Raw genomic sequence first — 21,759 nt, forward strand, 5'->3', positions numbered from 1 at the left:
CATATACCTCCGTCAGTGCTAGTTTTAGCGTCTTTTTAAGCTTTAACGTATTCAATAAAAAGACCAACTCATCTTGATAAAACACAACAAAACCACCTCTCAATCGCTCTTAAAATAAAACTTTTTGAATGAGTTCAACCACGACTTATCGTGCTTAAATAACCACATATATTCCTTGTCAGCACTGCGGCGTAACAATGTTATCGTAGGCGTTTTTAGTGTATACAATGTTGCAATGAGTGCACGTCTTGCTTGTTGACGATGACGATAAAAACGAATGCGACGCCGAAGCTCTTTAATGATTGGTTGGCCGCTCAAGACTTGCTCGACATCACCTTTTTTTAAGTTAAATTTATTCGCAATATCAGCAACGTGTCGGCCGATTATGAGCTGAATAGTGATACCTCGGCGAATAGAGTCACTGACTTTTCGTTCTTGTTCTTTTAATGAAATGCTATGTTTTCTGGCTATATTTCTTACTGTTGCAGCACTAACGTCAGCCACCTGAATAATTTGTCGAAGCGAGAGGCCCTGCCTTAATAGCATTAGAGCGGTACTTTGCCTCAGCGCATCTATTTCAGATTGAGGTGTAATTGGCTCAGCATGAACCACTTTCAATGGCTCTTTTTGTGTATAAGCCTCAATAAAGTCATCAACATGCTCAAACAAAAATGTGCATATCAATAAATGCTTTAATGGGTGGTGGCTTGCTTCATCATTGTAGAAAATGCTTGCGGGGAAAGCATACTCTGCGTCGTTTTGTAATAGCTTAAAAACGGCATCATGGCTCATGTACTCATCAAAATACACTCTCATTTGCTCACGCCACAAGCTGTGACGCACAAAACGCGTGGTAGCCAATTCTCGGTTGATTAGTCTCATCGCATACGTTTGTTTTAAGCGGACTGGATCAAAATGATTTGCTTGACTGAAAGCGTAATTAAACGATGCGAGTTTATGCTCAAGCGTTGATATAGCAAATGAGGGCTCGCAGCCTATCAACGGGAAAAGAAGCCGCTTTCGTTGCTTGGGTATAGAGACAAGCCGGCAGTGGTGCCTGTAACAACTGTTGGTTAACGGTAATTGATGCGCTCTAAGCCAATAAGTTTCGCCAAATTTCGCTTCTTGCTCTTTAGCGCACAGAGGGCAAAACTGATGAACATCGTGACATGAAATGCGATTAGCTAACAGCCCCAGGATTTTAAATGCATCAAGACTGTTTTCTTTTAGCAACAGTGCTCTAGCTTGCGCTCTGACGCTTTCTGTTGAGAATAATGTGTAGTATTGAAATAACGAATGCTTATCGAGAAGCTCATCGTGAGAGCAGCCACTGACCAAAGATAGACGATTAATAAAAGAAGGTAAGATTGAATCTAACTGAATATTTTTATTATCAAATACATTCAGCATGGACTGAGATATCGATGATGACACATCATTCAGCACTAATCGCGATGCGATGCTATAGATAGTTTCATTATTGTAAATGCGAGGATATATTTGCTTCATTCGCATCATCAACCTCTGCTTATATACCCGTTAGTTAAGCGGCATTGTCATTTATCAAATCAGTTATCTCAATCGGAGAAACAACCTGCGGTACTGGCTCTGTCACGTTTGAGCTGGCGAGTGAGTACTGCATTGATAAATCAAACTCATCTTGCTTTAAAAACAGGTCTATCAGCATCAAGTAAATCATTGGATGAAAGTGTTTAGCAGGGTCTAAAAACCCCATCAGGCCAACAACAGAATTCAATGGATACAGCCCTGAAGCCAAAGGTCCCCAGCTAAAATAAAGCATGAAATGCGAGCGATTAAAGCGTTTAGCTAGTCGATTTTGAACGTACTGAACTCGCTGCACGTGATAAGGATTCTTTCTGTCATAAGAAAAGATGCATATTTTTTGATGTATCAAATTCAACGCTCTAACCTTGCGCTCTGACTGCGGTATTTCTTTCAGTGCATCAACCCAGCTAGATAAAACAACCTCTGTTTTTATATCGCTCGGAGAAGCGGCCACAGACTCAGTCCCTAAGGGCGGCAGAGAAAAATGATAAGGGTCACTTTTTTCAAGCAGCACATTGTGTTTTCGACAAACACGCTTGTAAAAGCACTGATGGGCGACATGAAAATATGTTGTACCGAACTTTTCATCGTCTTCGCGCGCGCACTCGGGACAGTAACGCCAAGACACATCTTGTGATACGTTCAGTGCGTTATGAAACTTGAAGCCAGATAGCTTGTTCAGCATGCTTTCGACAGAGCTATCTTTAAAAACTGATTCATCTAAAAACAGACTGTAATCAGTGATGTTTGTATACTTTTCAATGAAACGTGCGAGTGAATATTTTGACGAAAATGACTCTGCGAGCATTGAAAATGTTGGCTGCCACAGGCGCCTTGGCGAGTCTAATTTTGAGTTATATTCTGACTTCATCATCGTTTCAAATTTTGTAAATCGCGTCATTTGAAAGTAGCGATACATTATGCTCGCAGCGTGCTCGCCGGGCAGCGGCATAGGCGGCTGATAAATCATGACTCATCTCGCTTTTCATAACTTGCCACAATTGAATCAGCATCAATGACTTCGTCGCCTTCATCAATTCGCTCAACTGCACTTGCCGGCTTCAAATGATGCGCGCTCGTTCGCTTTCGCTTGGCCTTAGGTGTGTATGCTTCAGCTTCATCATAGAACTCATCTACACCTGTAGTAGAAGATGCACCCGCTTTTTTTATACTTTTATCTTGTGATAATGAAACACGATAACTTTTTCGAAGATTAGAAAGTGGAGCGTGCCACGTCTCCATCCTAGCTTCATAAACTTGCTTAAGTAATTTTAAACAATTAACGTGCACGCCTTTTTTCGTGAGCGCGTGGTAGTTACGAATGAACGCACTTGAAAGCGCTGAGATTGCATCAGTCACACCCGCGCACAAAACAAGCAATTGCAACTTAAATTCATCACTGTAAACATCAGTACCTTTGAACAGGGAGGGTTGATAATACGCTGAAAATAGTTCATTAAAATGTGGCGAGTCGATGCGCCACTGATTAACTTTAATATGTGCAACAGAGCTTAAGCGACGTACAGTTTGCAACTTAGTTGCTTTTGTAAGTGTTTCACTTTCATTTATTTTAAATGTAGACAATGCATCTTCAGTGGTCGAGATAACAATCGGCACCCCCATTTTATTAAACAAGGTTTCTATTTCAGGCAGCGTTGGCGCATCCTTAAAATTCGTCGAGGGGTTCAACACAAACTGTGCTTCATCAATATGTATTAAGCCAATATTGTAAACCACAGCGGCTACTTGCATTGCGTGAAAAAGCTGATCGACTGAGTCCTTTTCTTTGATAAATGTCTTCTTAAATTTTGGGCCATCCTCAATATCAAGTACACGGACTAATTCATTAAAAAAATTATGAGCGAGTGCTTTTCGACTTCGTGATGCTTGCATATCAAATGACATCCAGACGATTTGCTTGGTGTTAAACACTTGGCCTTGGTATTCAGAGTGCTCAATAACTTGCGGAAATGTACTTAAAACACGACGAATTGATACTGTCTTGCCAATGCCAGCCTTGCCACTTACTAAGATACTAGGCGCTGTGGCAACATACTCCGCAGGCTGCTGCACGTTAAACTTACCCCGCGCTTTCAAACGTTCACTCACTGTATTGACAAGGCGACGCTGATCCGCGGCTAATGGGTTACGATTTAGGTAACCTTTTCGTATTTCTGTGAATACATTTTCATATATTTGGTATGACGAAACCGTTGGAATATGCACGAGTTTCAAGTCTTTAATGCACTCCGTCGCATCAATCGCTGATAATTCATCAAAAAATGAAGGCAAGGGCTTTAGCACTCGCATTAGTTCAATAAGCTCACTTTCGCTTAGCTCAGACGGTAGCGCCTCCACCAACGGATTTCCTTGGTATTTGGGAAGCCTTTGAGCTTGATAATTCGCTTTAACTCTTGTTGCGTTCATCATTAGCAATTCTCACTCTTTGTTTCTACATTACCCATTAATAGACACCCTCATAATCATCATCGTTCAAACCTGTATACTGAGTAGTTTGCTCAGCATCTTTAAGCTGCATAAGCGCTTTTTGCTTTTCTGCTTTTTGTCTTTGTTCATCTTCAATCATGATTGCTTTGCGTTCAGCAATGCCGCTTTGTATTGTTTTTTGCGTATTCGGCGGCGCATCTTTGAAGTCGTTTTTAAGACGATATTCTTGAACTTGCTCGATTTCATGCTCAAAGTTGACGAGTGCATTTTCTTTTTTGTACTCAAGTACTTTTCGATGACTTTTAATTTCATCGAGTCTGAACTGAGCTTGCTGCGCCGTCATTCCTATGAAAGATTCATACTCACCTTTTAGCGCCAGTGGCTGAAGCTCACCGCTGTCATCTTTAAAGTAAATCACGTCGACTGAGCCACCAAAACTGATAACATCAACTTTAAAATGCCCACCAACTGCTTTAGTAAACCAGCCCTGCGCTTCTGCCCAACTGCTGTGATAGCCGAGCCCATTGAGCTTCACTTCAGTTCTCGCCACTGTTGCAGACTGCTTTGGCATAAGTGAGTACATCAATTCCGGAAGCCGCTTTTGTGACATTTTTGGGCGACCTAAAAATTCATCATTCATTAGATGCGACCACATCGCTGAAGGGGTTGGTGTAACGTCATCAGTTGACATTTCTGCGGATAATAGACGCTCGCGAGCATGCATCGAATTATGTATACATATTGCACGAATGATAAATCGATGAATATCGTCAATCTGAAAAATAGCTCGTTGCGATGGATGAGGAAGGCCAGCGTCACGGTCTTTTTCAACTGAGCCAGTTACATTTGAAATAAAGCTTTGAATAATGCGTAAAATATTTTCAACAGTGCCCTTAGCTGCGCCTCTAGCTGGCGGACAATAATCGACACAAGAAATACCCAGTTCATCAGTTAAAACATTTATAAATTGCTTCGGCGTATTTTCACCGCCGTTGTCGACACGAATACCTTCAGGTAAATGCTGACATGGCCATTCATTGTCATCTAATTCAACATTATATTGCTCAGCATATACTTGCTTGTTTTGCACACAGTTAATGAGCGCCTCAGCCACACTCATCCATTGTGGCGCGCCGAAGTTTAATGAATAACCCATTATTAGCTGCGTTTTAACGCATACGACAATGCATATATAAACTTTGCCAGCCGCCTGCCGTTTTTTCGTATTAAGAGGATAAGCGACATAAATAGTTAACTCTGTTGAATCTGACTCACACAACTGCCCTGCACGCTCAACGCCTTCCGCGGCATTGCCCGTCTTGTCTTTTCTGTTGTTTTGATACGCTGACTTACCAATTTTTAATACTTGCTGCTGTTTTGAGTCGAATGCTTTTTTAAACAAACGATTAAATTGTTGAGCATTGATTCTTTTTGAAACATCAATCTCAAGCTCAAAGTGTGTTTCATTTCCTTTTTTTACGATTCGTTCGTTAGAGCAATATTCTTTCAAAAACAGTATATGCAAATGCTTTAGACAAAACTTACCGTCTTTCTTGTCAACGCAATTTCTCAATGCAAGACGCTGAACCCTTGAAACATCATCAGAGAGCACCTTTCTCGTTGCTAAATCAGGTAAGGTTTTTGGCTTTGGGCCAGTCTTTTGCGTATCATCTCGCGTACATCTATTGCCGCTTTTTGCATAATCAATCGGTAAAAGTGCATTTTTACGAAAACCTAATGAAGCATAGTAGTTAAGCGGTCGACGGATAGCTTTTTCATTCACATTCAAGTCAATTGCATGTTGTGTAATAGAGTGGCCTAACTGGCCTAACAGATATTTCAACACCGCTTCATCTGATTGAAATAACGCCATCATAGACCATCTGAAATCACGCTTTTTTAGCCAATTTGGATGCTCTTCCTTTAACTGCACATCGCTCAAACGTGAAAGCTCATCATACCCATGAAAAAAAGCACAACCGTCCTTATCAAGCGAATGCTTAAAGTACTTGTGAGCCGGGTTTCTTGTCAGCGCGAGCGGCTTTTGCGGCTCTCTTTTGCGCTTCATCAACGATAGGTTTGTTATGATAAAATACTCAGCATACTCATCCGTCTCTTGTATAACTTTTGATACTAAAAACTCATCATCAGAAGCAAACTTTGATTTATATTTTTCCACGCCAGCATCTGTTAATTTCAGTAGGTCATTTGCAGTAAACATTAGTCTTAAACCTCTTACTCAACGACAGGGCATAGATTAAGTGGCTTGTGCAGTTTAATTTTCTGCGTCAAATCAATGGGTAAAACGTGTTTGAACATTGAATTTGCGAACAACGTCATGCAATCTGATGGCTTAACTTTGAGTGATGAAGACACGGCTTTCAATGACTGTCGTAATGAGTGCTCTGGGTGCTCAATAACATCATCAAGAAGAGCGCTTGCAAATTTTCTTAATTTACTATCGCTAAGCTCAGGGTTATAACGGTTGATATAATTCAGTAAGTTATATGCTTTTATTTTTGAAACATCATCTCTCAAGACTTGCTCTGCTCTCACCCCAAAACGCTTCCAGTAAGCGGTCTCAATATCAAATTTTTGCATTGTGCGTGTTTTACTACGCGCATCGATACTGTGCTTAAATGAGTAAGCAACGCGATATTGAGCGCCAGATTTATCACGGTAAGTGACGAGTAAATCAGTCGTTAAAACGGTTAGTTCATTCGTCAAATGCTTGCGCGGATGAATAACTCCATGCGAATCAGCGATTTGTTGCGTGAGCACGTAATCAAGCGGGTATTGCTCTTTTATTTCAACGACATTTGGCTCAAATAGTTTTGTGATATAAAGATGCTTTTCACCTTTGCCAAGCAATGTGATAACTCGCTTTTGAACCGGACAAAAGAAAATAGATCGCGTGCCAATCGACATGAATGTGCTTCGAACATAAGGAATATGAACACCGCGCTTTTTAGCTTCGTTAAACTCTTTGATTCGTTTTACTGTTGATTCTGATACATATAAATCTTTCACTCTATTTACTCCAATTATCTGCTCTATTTTTATTAATAACAGCAAATCAAAGTTAAGCAAGTAAATGTCAAAATTTATTTTTATAACAACATGTTTTTAAATATCTTTTTTTGGTTTAAATAGAAAAATGAGCAACTAAAAATATATAACCTTATTTATTACATAAAAAGATAAATAAAAAATAAAAACAATAAAAAACAACAGCTTAAAACTTAAAAACAATAACAAATCAAATTATATAAAGAGTGAAGTTATAGGTTTTTTGTAGCTAGGTTTTTAGGCGCATGAGGAGTCTCTTTATTTTGGTTTTCTGAGAAGTGTTATGCAGTCAAAACTTATTTTACTATGGTGTTATGCGGGGAATATGTAATGTGTATACATTTCGACTGAGCAATTTACGGAAGGTATGAATACTTCAGTATATTTTTTGTAGTGTTGAAAAAATCATCCATAAAAGGGTTCTTAACCAGTGTTACTCGAGTAGTACTGGGAGATATAAATTTAGGAGCCTTAAATGAATAACAGAGTTGGTATCTTTTGGTTTACTGAAAACACATTCGTTTACAAAACTCAAAATGTCATAGACTTAAAGCCAGATTCACTTGGTTTTGTTGATAGTACACTGCAACATCAAATCGAATGGGAAGAAAATCTAATTTATGAGCAATTTTCTTTGAGCCTTTACAATACTGAATACTACAGCTTCCCCAGAGGCCGTGTTGTCTTTAACTTTAACCTGCAAACATCATTGATTTATTTAGATAAAAAAATATTTAGAAAAGGAGTTGTTAAAACTATCACAAGCAAATTCCATCTTGAGAATACAGCTTTTAAATTCTTCACGGGTTCACATTACTCTTGCTTTAAAAGCATTTAAAGAATGCCCCCAACTACTTAAATTTTAGAGGAAATACTATGCCACAGTTGATTAGATGTTTAGATGAAAAAGTAATTGAAGGACCTGAGGTTAGCTTATATTTTAGGTTTGTTATAAAAACAGAAGACCCTTTTGATGAATATTTTCCTGAAAATGATGAGGAACGTTTAGAACAGGTGCTTAAGTTTTGTAAAAAGCATGGCATAGAATATGAGTTGCTAGGTCCAGAAAGGTGGTCTGGTTATCTTTCTGGTGGCCCTATGTATTTATATGTAGATGTTCCATTCGATGAGTCTAATGAGCAGTATCAGTTGTTATGCCAAGAGTTTGAAAATGAGGATGGTAGTATGAAGTATGATAATTGTATGTTTTGTTTTGCCGAGAGAAAAATGATGCTAGAAAAATGGCGCAATTATCAAAAAAGATTAAGGTGAAAACAACAGCTTGGACCAGCTTTACGTAAGCGCCGACTAATGACTGCATGTTAGCTACCTTATTTAATTATTTAGCTGAGTTTAGTAATAGGAGCCCTACATGAACAACAAAGTTGGGATCTTTTGGTTTGCTGAAAACACATTAGTCTTTAAAGCTCAAAGTGCTATCGACTTAAAGCCAGATCAACTTGGATTTATTGATAGCACGTTGCAGCACCAAGTCGAGTGGGAAGATAATAATATTTATCAATTGTTTGGTTTAATGCTAGACAACACTGACTACTACAACTTTCCCAGAGGTCGAGTTGTTTTTAATGTTGATCAAAATACCTCATACGTATATTTAGACAAAAGCTTGTTTAAAAAGCATATAGTTAAAGAGATAAAAGCTAATTTTTCTTTACTAGATACAAGTGTCAGGTTCTTTACTGATCCTCACTACAATTGCTTTGGTAGTATTTAGAACAAATAAAATACTACCAAATAACTGAGCACAGATACGCAGAGCTAAATTGGTGGCAACCTTGTGAAACTACTTAACAGAGGGAGCTGGTGATTGACTGCGTATAAAAGCCGGAATATCAAAAATATCACTTTGACTAGATACAACTGCTTTAGCTTTTGTTGTTTGCTCTACTTTAGGTATTGTTTCATCTATGTTTTTGGCATGAATTAACTGACTTTTTGCACCTGTGGCTATGATGAGTATTTCAAAGTTATTCGCCAAACTCGTAATTTTAGATGCACCACAAATAACCACTGCATTTGGGCTAACTTGATGACGTACTGTATCCATTATGGTGTTGTAACTACCTAATGAAATCTCATCGACACAATTAATTTGTACGATAACACCTGTACTTGTGCTCATATCAACACTGCTAACCAGAGGGTTGCTCAGGGCTTGCGTAAGAGCCATTTGTAAATCGCTTTCATCTGCACACTTTCCAACCCCCAATACAGCATCGCCTTGGGCGTCCATTACTCTTTGAAAGTCACGCAGATCTACGTTAATTAATCCCTGATAACACAGCATATCGATGAGTGAGGTAATTAAAGAATGTAAAATTTGATTACTGTGCTTAAAGGCATCAAATAAGCCAATGTCATTGCCAAGCACCTCAATAAGTTGATCATTTGGTAAAGTGACAACAGCATTAGCGAACTGCTTTAATTCATCAAGCCCTTGCTCAGCTACTTTTCGCCTAAAATCCCCCTCACTGGTAAAGGGTAATGTTGCAATACAGATTACGGGCTTATTAAGATCTTTGGCTAACTTAGCTATGTATGGGCTGGCTCCTGTGCCAGTGCCACCTCCTAAGCCAGTTGCGCACAAGAGAATATCGCAGCTTTTGATAAGCGTTAATAATTGCTCTTCACTTTCTTGTGCGGCGAGTAACCCTATTGCGGGGTCCGCGCCAGCGCCATAGCCGTTTGTAAGCTCAGCACCTATCAACACAAAGTCATCACTTTGAGAGTGCTCTAATACAACCTTATCAGTATTAACACAGTAAAACTTAGTTTGCGGGTTTTGAACCTCATTAAAAATAGTATTGACGGTATTACAACCGCAGCCACCAATACCAAATACGCCAATAGACAAGCCATCTAAATTCTCAACTAACTCAAACATCATTGCTCCTCATTTTTTAAAGAGCATAACAACAAGGTGCGTCAATTTTTGACGCATCTGAAAATCACAAGTTGTAAGTTTTTGAAGCCTCATTTAGTTTTTTGATGACTCTGTTGCGTACAGCTTGAGGCTCTATTACCTCAAGCCAATGTGATGCTCTAAACAATTCACTTGTTAATTGCTCAGTGTCCTGCACATTGAATGTAAGCAGTGATGTTTTAGCATCTAACTTTTTCTGCTCTATTAACTCACCAAATTGCACAAACCCTTGATTCAATGAAGACTGACACGGCACTTTGATAATCAAGTTAATACTGTCCTGACGCTTTCCTTTATTAATCGCAGATCTTAATGAGCTTAACTGCTCTAAATTTGGTTCACGCCGTGTCTTTTGTAATACTTTCACATTACGAATACGATAAACTGGCATCTGATAACACTTGTCATGCAGCGTCCCTACCATAAACTGCGCCATAAGAATGCCATTGTCTTCTTCAAGACCATAGAAGCTAAGTTCAGGAAAAGCTAACCAGTGTGCCTGATCATATAAAACGCGATAAATCTCAGCACTAACTGAACGATTATGTTTTATTGCATGCTCGATTTGTTCAACAACCTTGCTGTCAAGATTCACCTTAATCGAGCTATTATTTTCTAGGTTTAACCATTCAGGTTTGATGCCATTTAGTCGCTGTAATGCAATATCAGCTTTAGCATGAATTGTTTGTTTAATATCTACAGGGATATTCTGTGGCAGAAGCTGCTCAAGCAGTAAGTAATGCTGAGCAAGCTCAATACTGAGTAGCGGTGAGCTACCCCGCCACTCCTTACTAATAGACCATGCATAAGGTTTTATTCGCGTATCTTTTTCAAGGCCAAAACAGCCTTGATCGTATAAAGACTGAAGATCACGTTGCAGCATGCGTGTAGAAAGGTTCAAGCCATTATCAAAAAGCTTTTGTTTTAACTGAGTTATAGTGATAGAGCTTGGCTTAGAAGGCACAAGATCTAGAATTGCTAAATGTCGCTGTGAGATCATGTAATTTTGATATTTAAGTATATAGCTTGTGTTCCACTTAAAGCATACTTTAGGTTTATCTACACAACAAACCTAGTTAAAAACGATTGTAAATGATAAAAATTTTGTTATTTTACAATATGCATTAGCTGGATAACTTTTAAGGGAATTTAACATGGCAATTATTAGAAGAAGAGGCAGCTCTTCAAATGCAATTCTAGTTCTAGAGTCTCCATGGGGACTAGACGAAAATGACAATAACAGAAGTTCAGTAGTTCCTTTCATGCAAGGAATCGCAAAATTTACCGGCGACACCGAAGTCTTCCATGCAAACTTTTACGATAAAAAAAGCTTTGATTTCGCACTAGATTGCATCACAAGAGAAGGTTTCAAAAATACTATTATTTATGTTGCTGCTCATGGTTATAAAAATAAAATTGGTAATGTAAACGTAGATCATATCCTCGCAGAAGTTTCTTCCATATCAAAAAAACAAAACATTACTGGGCTTTTATTTGGCTCGTGTTTTATCGGCAAGAAGACTATAGAAATGGAAGTATATATTCAAGAGTCTGGACTTAGGTGGTGTATGGGATATGCTTCATCTTGTAACTGGCTTGAAGGCACAATGATAGATGCAGCAATAATAGCTGCAATGATTTCTCTTGATAATGTGGATTTCGAATCTAGAGATGAAATTAATTCCTCTTTTGCAAACGCAATCGCGCCTTTTGCAGAAAACTTTATTATTGGTGATGACTACTCTGAAAAACCTATATCTATTCGAGACTCACTTAAGTTTGTTTGTCAACCGGAAGGGAAAGGCTACCGAGCAAAAGAAGTGACTGATGAGGTGTTTGAGATCGCAAAAGGGCTTAGATTTGATAGCTAAAGCATAACATTTGACCTATCGAATAATCATAAACAAAGTACACCTTGCTTATTTAGCTAATTTATATAAATTAGCTAAATTACCATCTCAAAGAAAAATAGTCTTATGAACGAGCAAGCGATCTTCGACCATATCAAACAAGCATTAGATGATGCGCCACGCAATCAGTACACCACTGAGTTGCATCTGCAAATGATCAAATACGCAGACAGTTTAAAAAGCATGACTGCTAAAGAGTTTTGCGAGGGGGTTGGCTTAAAACCCAGCTTTGGCACTGAATTTTCGAAAATGCGTAATCTCACTCACCGTTTAAAAGCCGCAGGCTTAAACACCGACTTGCTCTAACCGCACAGACACAGAGATTTAAAGGAACACTTATGGCAATTAAAAAAACAGAACTTTATTCATCATTATGGGCAAGCTGTGACGAACTGCGTGGCGGAATGGATGCCAGCCAATATAAAGATTACGTGCTAACCATGCTCTTCATGAAGTACGTTAGCGATAAATACAAAGGCGACCCATACGGCATGATAGTGGTGCCAGAAGGTGCTAGCTATGACGACATGATAGCCGCCAAAAACGACAAAGAAATTGGCGATAAAATTAATAAAATCATTGCCGCCCTTGCTGAAGAAAATGACCTAAAAGGCGTAATAGACGTTGCCGACTTCAACGATGAAGACAAGCTCGGTAAAGGCAAAGAAATGGTAGACCGCCTAACCAAGCTAGTCGGTATTTTCCAAGGGTTAGACTTATCATCTAACCGTGCTGGCGGTGATGACTTATTAGGTGACGCTTACGAATATCTAATGCGTCATTTCGCGACAGAATCAGGTAAATCTAAAGGCCAATTCTATACACCATCGGAAGTATCACAAATTCTCGCCAAAGTGGTCGGCATTAAAGAAGACACACCTCAGGATGCCACCGCCTACGACCCTACTTGCGGCTCAGGTTCATTGTTATTAAAAGCTAGCGACCAAGCGGAGCGTGGTTTAACTCTCTACGGACAAGAAATGGATAACGCCACCAGCGCACTTGCCCGTATGAACATGATCTTACATAACAACACCACTGCCAAAATATGGAAAGGCAACACACTTGCCGACCCACAGTGGAAAGATGCTCCTAACCAATTAAAAACATTTGATTTTGCAGTTGCCAACCCGCCTTTTTCAAATAAAAACTGGACCAGCGGCTTAACGCCAGAAAACGATTTATATAACCGTTTTACGTGGGGTATTCCACCAGAGAAAAACGGTGACTACACCTTCTTACTGCACATTATCAAAAGCTTAAAAAGCACAGGTAAAGGTGCGGTGATCTTACCGCATGGGGTGTTATTCCGTGGTAATGCCGAAGCCACAATTCGTGAAAACCTCATTAAGCAAGGCTATATTAAAGGCATTATTGGTTTACCTGCTAACCTATTCTACGGCACGGGTATTCCTGCCTGTATTATCGTGATTGATAAAGAGCACGCGCAAAAAGCAGTCACTAATTTCAATGAGGGTGATGCTGAGTTACCAACCGTATCAGGTCGCCCCATCTTTATGATTGATGCCAGCAAAGGCTTTATCAAAGATGGCAATAAAAACCGCCTGCGCAGCCAAGACATTCATAAAATTGTTGATGTGTTTAACAAAGGCTTAGAGCTTGAGCGTTACAGCCGCTTAGTGGAAATTGATGAAATTGCCGCTAACGATTACAACCTTAATATCCCGCGTTATATCGACTCATCTGAGCCAGAAGATTTACACGATTTAAGCGCTCACCTGCAAGGTGGCATTCCAAATCACGATATTGATGCCCTTGAGCATTACTGGCAGGTATTCCCTAGCATCCGTGCCACTCTTTTCAAGCCAGAGCGTGAAGGCTATAGCCACGCACTGGTAGAAGCAAGCCAAGTAAAAAGCACCATTTTGGCTCACCAAGAATTTAAAGACTTTGCCACTCGTAGCCTATTGCCATTCAAACAGTGGATACCAGAAGCGAAATTAAGAGATATTAAAGTAGGCGATAACCCGAAAAACTTTATCTTTAACATTTCTGAGAACTTACTGAACAGTTATGCCAATAGCGACCTGTTAAGCAAATATGATATTTACCAAATCCTAATGGATTACTGGGCAGATACCATGCAGGACGATGTGTATGTATTGGTGCAGGACGATTGGCAAGCTGGTAACACCTTACGTGAGCTAGTGGCTAAAAAAGGCGAAAAACTAAAAGAAACGCCTGACTTAATTATTAATAAGAAAAAGTACAAAGCCGAGATTATTCCACCAAGTCTAATCGTTGCCCATTATTTTGCAGATGAACAAGCTCAAGTTGATACTTTACAAGCAAAACAAGACGAAGCCACCCAAGCTATGGAAAGTTACCTTGAGGAAAATGGCGCTGAAGATGGCTTATTAGTTGAAGCAATCAACGATAAAGACAAAATCACCAAGGCCAGCGTTGCTGCCAGAACAAAGCTAGCAACTGATGCCGATGAAGTTAAGGCACTGAAACAAGCAACCAAGCTGTTTAATGCTGAAGCGGCTGCGAAAAAAGCAGTAAAAGAAGCACAAGAAGCTCTGGATTTAAGCGTATTTAACCAATATCCAAAACTTAATATTGATGAAATCAAAACCCTGATTGTCGATGACAAATGGCTTGCCACTTTACAAGCCAACATCACTGCCGAATTTGAGCGCGTTACCCAGCAAATGGCAAACCGTGTCAAGCAACTGGAAGAGCGCTATAGCACACCATTACCAATCCTCTCTAAATCGGTTGATGATCTCAGCGATAAAGTCGCAGGTCACTTAAAAGCAATGGGCTTGGAGTTGGCATTATGAGCGTACTAGAACAAACTGCTCCAGAAGGATATAAGCAAACGGAGGTGGGAATAATTCCTGATGATTGGGATTGTTTATCATTACAAGATTTATGTACTCAAATTACAGATGGAACTCACCATACCCCCAAATATGTAGATTCAGGCATACCGTTCTATAGTGTTGAGAATATAACTAAAAACAACTTTACAGATACCAAATATATTACTGAGCAAGAACACAAGTCACTGATAAAAAGGTGTAAGCCGGAGCACGGTGACATCATCATGTCACGAATTACTGCTGGAATTTTAGGTGATACAAAGTTAATAGATTGGGATGTTGATGCAAGTATTTATGTGAGTTTAGCGCTATTGAAGTTTAAAGGAAATTATAGTGCCGAATACATTTATAACTATACAAAAAGCAACCAGTTTCTAAATGACATTTCTCAGTCAGGGTTAACATACGCAACTCCTAAGAAAATTAATTTAAATGCCATTGGCTCTGTCTATCTACCTATACCTAAAGAGCTAGAAGAGCAGAAAACCATTGCCAGTGCTTTATCCGATGTAGATGCGCTATTAACAGAATTGGAAAAGCTAATTGCGAAAAAACAAGCGATTAAAACCGCCACCATGCAACAATTGCTGACAGGCAAAACCCGTTTACCGCAGTTTGCTACATACACCGATAGTGAAAAGCAAGGCCAGCTAAAAGGCACAAAACCCAGTGAACTAGGCGAAATCCCAGAGGATTGGGATGTGGTGAAGTTTAGTGAGGTATGTCTCTCTTTCAAAACAGGTAAATTAGACGCAAATGCAATGAGAAATGATGGAGAGTATAGGTTTTATACCTGTGCTCGAAATCATTATTACATTGACCATTATGCCTTTGATACCGAAGCTCTGCTTGTTTCTGGTAACGGTGCAAATGTTGGTTACGTCCATTACTTCAAAGGAAAGTTTAATGCGTACCAACGAACTTATGTTCTTTCAGACTTTTGTGCAGATGTTAAGTATTTGAAAATTTATTTAGAAGAAAAGCTGGCCGAAAGAATACGAGTAGAAGTGAATTCTGGCAATACACCGTATATTACGATGTATACATTGACTGATATGTTAGTAATTTTGCCACCCTCAGAAGAACAAACCGCTATCGCCACTATCCTCTCGGACATGGATAACGAAATCCAAACCCTTGAACAGCGCTTAGCGAAAACCCGTCAAATCAAACAAAGCATGATGCAAGAACTACTCACAGGCCGCACACGTTTGCCGTTTGATAAAGATTAAAAAAGAAAAGGAATTCAACAATGACACCAACAAGAAGTTACTACCGCATTATGGCAGGCCAAGCCTGTAAATACGCGCAACAGTGTTTTGAGCAAGGTTTTATCGGTGGCGACTGGGGCATCGAAGTTGATTTAACTAATGACTTAGGCGATAACTGGCGCGACTTTAATCGCCAGTATATCCCTGTATTTTTAGAGGCCAACCCTGATAAAACCAAAATAGGCGCAGGCTTAGCGTGCGGAATGTTGCATACCATTTGTAAGGGTATGGCTAAGGGCGATATGGTGTTCTGCCCTAACGGTAACGGGATCTATTATGTTGGCGAAGTCATTTCTGATTATTACTATGCTGCGGGGGAGATATTACCCCATAGACGAAAAATAAAATGGCTAGAACAAGGCATTAGCCGTGAAGAAATGTCGCAGCCATTAAAGAACTCTTCGGGTTCTGTCGGCACGGTGAGCAACATTACTAAATATGCTGAAGAGCTTGAAGCGCTCTTAGATGGTAAACAACCACCTGCTCTAACCCACAGTGATGAGTCTGTTGAAGATCCTAGTGTATTTGCGTTGGAGAAGCATCTAGAAGATTTCTTAGTCGCCAATTGGCAATACACTGAGTTAGGTCAGGACTATGATATTTACACCGAAGACGGTGAACTTGTAGGCCAACAATACCCCTCAGACACTGGCCCTATTGATATATTAGCGATCAGTAAAGACAAACAAACCTTGCTGGTTGTTGAGTTAAAACGTGGTAGAGCGAGCGACAATGTTGTTGGACAAATCCAGCGTTATATGGGCTATGTAAAGCACGAGCTGTGTGAAGAAGGACAAAAGGTTAAAGGTATTATTATCGCCCTTGAAGATGACTTGAAGTTACGCAGAGCCTTGAGTGTGACGGATAATATTGAGTTTTATCGCTATCAGGTCAGCTTTAAATTGCTCAGTTCATCAAGTGAGTTTTAGGAAGTTATTCTTATGGCAGAGCACTATTATGTAGGTTGGGATGTCGGTGGCTGGAATTGCGCTAGAAACCGTAATAGCCGAGATGCTTTGGTGATCATCAATAGTAAAAATCAAATTGTTGGCGCTCCGTGGCGTGGAAACTTGTCCCCGGCAATTAATTCAGCGAACAACCAAGCCGATTTTATTACTTCACTATTTTCGCTCTGCCAGTCTGAATACTCTGGTGGTCACATTACCTTGGCTATAGACACCCCCCTTGGGTTTAGTGAGCACTTTTCTGACCTATTGAGAGGGAAGTTTGTAGATTGTGATACCGCTAATGCGCTAAACCCTTATCTATTTAGGTATACAGAGCGCTTTTTAGCTGAGTGGGGCTACACGCCTCTCTCCCCTATTAAAGATATGATTGGCAGTCAGGCGACCAAAGGTATGCACACCTTGGCTAAATTTGTGCCTGACATAAAACAAGCTGGCGTGTGGCAACGTACTAACATCACCGCAATTGAAGCTTATCCATCTCCCTGTGCTCAGTCTGCCATTATTGATAAATTGCAAAAAAGTGCTGGGCTTGATTGGAGTAACAATGAAATTGGTGAAGAACAGTTAATCGACCACCGCTTGCCAACACAAGATCATATTGATGCATTTACCTGTGCATTAGTTGCCAAATTATTTGTTGAACAGCCTGAAATGCTAAGGTTCCCTGATGAACTAACGCCACATAGAGAGGGATGGATTTTCCTCCCCACAGATTGCTTTAACAAAAAGAACAGAAAAGATCAATTTTTGATTAGTGAAGAATTACAAGGATGAAACCATGAGTAATGTCGGTCAATTAGAACGTAAAACCCAAAACCGCGTGGTTAAGTTTTTTAAAGAACAACTTGATTACAGCTATCTCGGCAATTGGGAATACCGTGAAGGTAACAGCAATATTGAAAAAGACCTACTCACTAAATGGTTAAAAGGTCGTGGTATTTCTGACTCACTAATTACCCGCACATTACGCCAACTTGATACTGCCGCAGCTCTTGGTGAAGGTAAAAAACTCTTTGATGCTAACAAAGATGTTTATCGCCTACTGCGCTATGGCGTAAAAGAAAAAGAAGGTGCTGGTGAACAAAACCAAACAGTTTGGCTAATTGATTGGAAAAATCCAGAAGCTAACGATTTTGCGATTGCTGAAGAAGTTACCGTAAAAGGTGAATTGAAAAAGCGCCCTGATATCGTGATTTATGTTAATGGTATTGCGCTTGGTGTGATTGAATTAAAGCGTTCTTCAGTCTCAGTTAGTGAAGGTATTCGCCAAAATTTAGACAACCAAAAGAAAGCGTTTATTCGTAATTTCTTCACCACCATGCAGCTCGTAATGGCGGGTAATGATACCCAAGGTGTGCGCTACGGTACGGTCGAGACAACTGAAAAATATTATCTCGAATGGAAAGAATGCAGCGGTAAAGAAAACCCCAATCCATTGCCAGCAAAAGAAATTACAACAGAAAACTTACTCGATACTCATATCGCGCAATTGTGTGATAAAAGCCGCTTCCTACAACTCATTCATGACTTTATCGTGTTTGACGCGGGGGTAAAGAAAACATGCCGACACAACCAATACTTCGGCATTCAAGCGGCACAGAAACACGTTAAAACACACGATGATGGCATAATTTGGCATACCCAAGGTTCTGGCAAAAGCTTAACTATGGTTTGGCTTGCCAAGTGGATACGTGAAAATGTAATAGATTCACGGGTGCTTATTGTTACTGACCGAACTGAGTTGGACGAACAAATAGAAAAAGTATTCTCTGGTGTTGATGAAGAGATCTATCGCACAAAAAGCGGACGGGATTTAGTTGCCACACTCAATCAGCCTAACCCTTGGTTATTCTGTTCACTGGTACATAAGTTTGGACGAAATGGCGAAGCCGTTACTGACGAAGACGATGATGAGGCAACAAAAGATTACCTTGAAGCGTTAACCAAAAACCTACCAACTGACTTTGCTGCAAAAGGTAATTTATTCGTTTTTGTCGATGAATGTCATCGCACTCAATCAGGCAAGCTGCACGAAGCAATGAAAGCCATTTTACCTGAAGCCATGTTTATCGGCTTTACGGGTACGCCACTGATGAAAAAGGACAAGAAGAAGTCCTTGGAAGTCTTCGGTCCATATATTCACACTTACAAGTTTGATGAAGCCGTAAGTGACGGTGTGGTGCTAGATCTGCGTTATGAAGCAAGAGATATTGATCAGCATCTAACGTCAGAGAAAAAAGTAGACCAATGGTTTGAAGCTAAGACTAAAGGACTTTCTAACCTCGCTAAAATGCAGCTAAAACAAAAATGGGGCACCATGCAAAAAGTGCTCTCCAGCAAATCTCGCTTAGAGCAAATTGTTAGCGACATTTTGATGGATATGGAAATCAAACCTGCATTGATGTCTGGTAGAGGTAACGCCATGCTAGTGTGCGCCAGCGTCCATCAAGCATGTGTTGTTTATGATTTGTTTAGTAAGACCGATCTTGCAGGAAAGTGTGCAGTAGTAACCAGTTATCAGCCAGTTGCAGGCGCTATAAAAGGCGAAGAGTCTGGTGAGGGATTAACTGAAAAACTGTTTAAATATGACACCTATCGCAAGATGTTAGCTGAATACTTTGAGCAAAGTGAAGAAGAAGCCGCGAAACGTGTTGAAGAGTTCGAAAAAGCCGTTAAGAAACGCTTTATCGAAGAGCCGGGGCAAATGCGCCTGCTCATTGTTGTCGATAAACTGCTCACTGGCTTTGATGCCCCCTCAGCCACTTATCTTTATATCGATAAAAAGATGGCTGACCACAACCTATTTCAAGCCATCTGCCGTGTAAACCGTCTAGACGGTGAAGATAAAGACTACGGTTACATCATCGACTATAAAGACTTATTCCGTTCATTGGATAAAGCCATTAAAGATTACACAGCCGAAGCCTTTGATGGCTACGATGCTGACGATGTTAAAGGGCTTTTAAAAGATCGCTTACAAGAATCTCGTGCTGATTTAGACAATGCACTGGAAGCAGTACGAGCGTTATGTGAACCAGTGAAAGCACCTAGAGATACTAAGGATTTTATTCATTATTTTTGTGGTGATTCGGGTGTTGAACCTAAAGATGAAAATGAGCGCACTGAAAAAGAGGCATTGCGTTTAACTCTATATCAATCAGTCGCTAAACTGATTCGTGCATACACTAACCTTGCAAATGAAATGGAGCAAGCTGGTTACACCTTTGAAGAAGCCGAAAATATTAAGAAAGAAGTCGCATACTTCGAAAAGGTGCGTGATGAAGTCAAACTCGCCAGCGGTGATTTGCTCGAAATGAAACGTTTTGAGCCTGCGATGCGTCATCTATTGGATATGTACATTCGAGCTGATGACAGTGAGTTACTGATGGATTTTGAAGAGTTGGGCTTAATTGATCTAGTGGTAAACAATAACGGGAAAGGCTTAGACGATTTACCTGAAGGCTTGCGTAACAATGAAGATGCAATGGCGGAAGCCATTGAGAATAACGTTAGAAAAACCATCGTTGATGAAAATCCAGTAAACCCTAAATATTTTGACAGCATGGCAACCTTGCTTGATGAAATCATTAAGCAGAGAAGAGAGCAAGCTATTAGCTATCAAGAGTATCTTGAACAGATACGAGCACTCGCTAAGAAAGTGGTTAACCCGACTGGAACAGGTCCAGATTACCCACCAACTGTTGATACACCAGCAAAACAAGCTATTTACGACAACTTCGGTAATGATGAAGTACTCACTACTAAAATTGATACTGTTGTTCGTTACACTAAAAAAGCCGATTGGCTTGGTGATCGATTTAAAGAACGTGAGATAGCCAACGCAGTGCGACAAGAGGCTGCTGGTTATGATATTAATATTGTTGATGTCATGGAGCTAATTAAAGCTCAGAAGGAATACCATTAGTGCACCATACCAAAAGCAATGCCCAGAGCATTGAAGTAGTTCGCATTGGTGACATTGATGTAGAGCTAAATCGCAGAGCCATTAAAAACATTCACTTAAGCGTGCTACCGCCAAACGGCAAAGTACGCTTGTCTATCCCCAACGATACAAGTGAACAAAAGATTAGGCTGGCAATCGTTAACAAACTTGCGTGGATTAAGAAACAGCAAGCTGACTTTGCAGGGCAAGAACGCCAATCGATTCGTGAAATGGTAAATGGAGAATGCCATTACCTTTGGGGGAAGAAATACCGTTTAAAGCTTGTTGAGGCAAAAGGTAGATATAGTGTTACTGCAAAGGGAAATGGCAATTTAGTGTTAGCGGTTGCAGAAAATACGTCAACCGACAATAAACTAAAACTGCTTAACCGTTTCTATCGTGACGAAATGCAGCGCTCACTTGAGAAGTTATTACCTCAATGGGAAAAAAAACTAGGTGTAAACGCTGACTCTCTCAATATCAAAAAGATGAAAACCAAATGGGGAAGCTGTAATATTCAAGCTAAGCGTATATGGCTAAACCTAGAACTAGCTAAGAAACCTCCAGAATGCATGGAGTTTATACTTGCCCACGAGTTAGTTCACCTACTAGAGCGCCATCATAATGACAGATTCCGCTCTCTCATGGACAAACACATGCCTAACTGGCGTGAACGCAGAAACCTACTTAATATCTTGCCTCTGGCTTATGAGGATTGGAGTTATTAAAAACAAAAAGGTGAGCTAATTTGCTCACCTTTTCTAGAGTTATAGTTTGGGAAAAGAATTCCC

18 protein-coding genes are annotated in these 21,759 nt (G+C 40.0%); 11 read left to right on the forward strand and 7 right to left on the reverse strand.

The features are described from left to right. Window positions 1-99: 99 nt before the first annotated feature. From QL229_RS18365 to QL229_RS18385, 5 genes are read right to left on the reverse strand one after another with little or no spacing between them, the layout of a single operon-like run. On the reverse strand, window positions 100-1,509 hold the full coding sequence (locus QL229_RS18365) for a TnsD family Tn7-like transposition protein (RefSeq protein ID WP_281547277.1): 1,410 nt from the start codon (window positions 1,507-1,509) through the stop codon (window positions 100-102). A 34-nt stretch (window positions 1,510-1,543) separates the two neighbouring features. After that, window positions 1,544-2,536: a TniQ family protein gene (locus tag QL229_RS18370; protein ID WP_281547278.1), complete on the reverse strand. Its 993-nt coding sequence runs from the start codon at window positions 2,534-2,536 to the stop codon at window positions 1,544-1,546. Continuing rightward, window positions 2,533-3,996 carry an ATP-binding protein gene (locus tag QL229_RS18375; RefSeq protein WP_281547279.1) on the reverse strand — a complete coding sequence of 488 codons (1,464 nt, stop codon included), beginning with the start codon at window positions 3,994-3,996 and terminating at the stop codon, window positions 2,533-2,535. Before QL229_RS18375 ends, QL229_RS18370 begins: the two co-directional genes overlap by 4 nt. 34 nt (window positions 3,997-4,030) lie before the next feature. Next, a complete protein-coding gene (locus QL229_RS18380; RefSeq protein ID WP_281547280.1) occupies window positions 4,031-6,235 on the reverse strand; it encodes a hypothetical protein in 2,205 nt (734 codons plus the stop codon). Window positions 6,236-6,249: 14 nt separating this feature from the next. Then, a complete protein-coding gene (locus QL229_RS18385) occupies window positions 6,250-7,044 on the reverse strand; it encodes a TnsA endonuclease N-terminal domain-containing protein (protein WP_281547281.1) in 795 nt (264 codons plus the stop codon). A gap of 514 nt (window positions 7,045-7,558) precedes the next feature. Here QL229_RS18385 and QL229_RS18390 point away from each other — a divergent pair. The 3 genes from QL229_RS18390 to QL229_RS18400 all read left to right on the forward strand — a co-directional run bounded on the left by QL229_RS18390 (window position 7,559) and on the right by QL229_RS18400 (window position 8,818). Further along, the gene (locus tag QL229_RS18390) at window positions 7,559-7,921 is read left to right on the forward strand and encodes a hypothetical protein (protein ID WP_281547282.1); all 363 of its coding nucleotides are present in this window, start codon (window positions 7,559-7,561) and stop codon (window positions 7,919-7,921) included. A 38-nt stretch (window positions 7,922-7,959) separates the two neighbouring features. Continuing rightward, window positions 7,960-8,355, forward strand: a complete 396-nt coding sequence (locus QL229_RS18395) for a hypothetical protein (RefSeq protein WP_281547283.1) — start codon at window positions 7,960-7,962, stop codon at window positions 8,353-8,355. Between the two features lie 100 nt (window positions 8,356-8,455). Further along, entirely contained in the window at window positions 8,456-8,818 is a 363-nt protein-coding gene (locus tag QL229_RS18400) for a hypothetical protein (protein WP_281547284.1), read from the forward strand. A gap of 69 nt (window positions 8,819-8,887) precedes the next feature. On the opposite strand, the gene QL229_RS18405 is transcribed toward QL229_RS18400, so the two are convergent. Together QL229_RS18405 and QL229_RS18410 are read right to left on the reverse strand one after the other, a co-directional pair. Then, window positions 8,888-9,988: a cell division protein FtsZ gene (locus QL229_RS18405; protein ID WP_281547285.1), complete on the reverse strand. Its 1,101-nt coding sequence runs from the start codon at window positions 9,986-9,988 to the stop codon at window positions 8,888-8,890. A gap of 64 nt (window positions 9,989-10,052) precedes the next feature. Next, window positions 10,053-11,027 (reverse strand): WYL domain-containing protein, encoded by a 975-nt coding sequence (locus QL229_RS18410; RefSeq protein WP_281547286.1) that lies wholly within the window; start codon window positions 11,025-11,027, stop codon window positions 10,053-10,055. 154 nt (window positions 11,028-11,181) lie between these two features. Here QL229_RS18410 and QL229_RS18415 point away from each other — a divergent pair, with 154 nt between their 5' ends. The 8 genes from QL229_RS18415 (at window position 11,182) to QL229_RS18450 (ending at window position 21,696) form a co-directional block, all read left to right on the forward strand. Further along, window positions 11,182-11,898, forward strand: a complete 717-nt coding sequence (locus tag QL229_RS18415; protein WP_281547287.1) for a hypothetical protein — start codon at window positions 11,182-11,184, stop codon at window positions 11,896-11,898. 105 nt (window positions 11,899-12,003) lie between these two features. Further along, the gene (locus QL229_RS18420; RefSeq protein WP_008112417.1) at window positions 12,004-12,243 is read left to right on the forward strand and encodes a hypothetical protein; all 240 of its coding nucleotides are present in this window, start codon (window positions 12,004-12,006) and stop codon (window positions 12,241-12,243) included. Window positions 12,244-12,275: 32 nt separating this feature from the next. Next, window positions 12,276-14,744 (forward strand): type I restriction-modification system subunit M, encoded by a 2,469-nt coding sequence (locus QL229_RS18425; RefSeq protein ID WP_281547288.1) that lies wholly within the window; start codon window positions 12,276-12,278, stop codon window positions 14,742-14,744. Next, a complete protein-coding gene (locus tag QL229_RS18430) occupies window positions 14,741-16,018 on the forward strand; it encodes a restriction endonuclease subunit S (RefSeq protein WP_281547289.1) in 1,278 nt (425 codons plus the stop codon). Before QL229_RS18425 ends, QL229_RS18430 begins: the two co-directional genes overlap by 4 nt. 20 nt (window positions 16,019-16,038) lie before the next feature. After that, complete coding sequence (locus QL229_RS18435; RefSeq protein WP_281547290.1) at window positions 16,039-16,986, forward strand: endonuclease NucS domain-containing protein; 948 nt, start codon at window positions 16,039-16,041, stop codon at window positions 16,984-16,986. 12 nt (window positions 16,987-16,998) lie between these two features. Beyond that, on the forward strand, window positions 16,999-17,799 hold the full coding sequence (locus tag QL229_RS18440; RefSeq protein ID WP_281547291.1) for a DUF429 domain-containing protein: 801 nt from the start codon (window positions 16,999-17,001) through the stop codon (window positions 17,797-17,799). A gap of 4 nt (window positions 17,800-17,803) precedes the next feature. Continuing rightward, window positions 17,804-20,950: an HsdR family type I site-specific deoxyribonuclease gene (locus QL229_RS18445; protein WP_281547292.1), complete on the forward strand. Its 3,147-nt coding sequence runs from the start codon at window positions 17,804-17,806 to the stop codon at window positions 20,948-20,950. Next, on the forward strand, window positions 20,950-21,696 hold the full coding sequence (locus QL229_RS18450) for a SprT family zinc-dependent metalloprotease (RefSeq protein ID WP_281547293.1): 747 nt from the start codon (window positions 20,950-20,952) through the stop codon (window positions 21,694-21,696). Before QL229_RS18445 ends, QL229_RS18450 begins: the two co-directional genes overlap by 1 nt. Window positions 21,697-21,759: the final 63 nt, after the last annotated feature.

Source organism: Pseudoalteromonas sp. PAR1, from assembly GCF_947311895.1.
GTDB lineage: Bacteria > Pseudomonadota > Gammaproteobacteria > Enterobacterales > Alteromonadaceae > Pseudoalteromonas > Pseudoalteromonas lipolytica_C.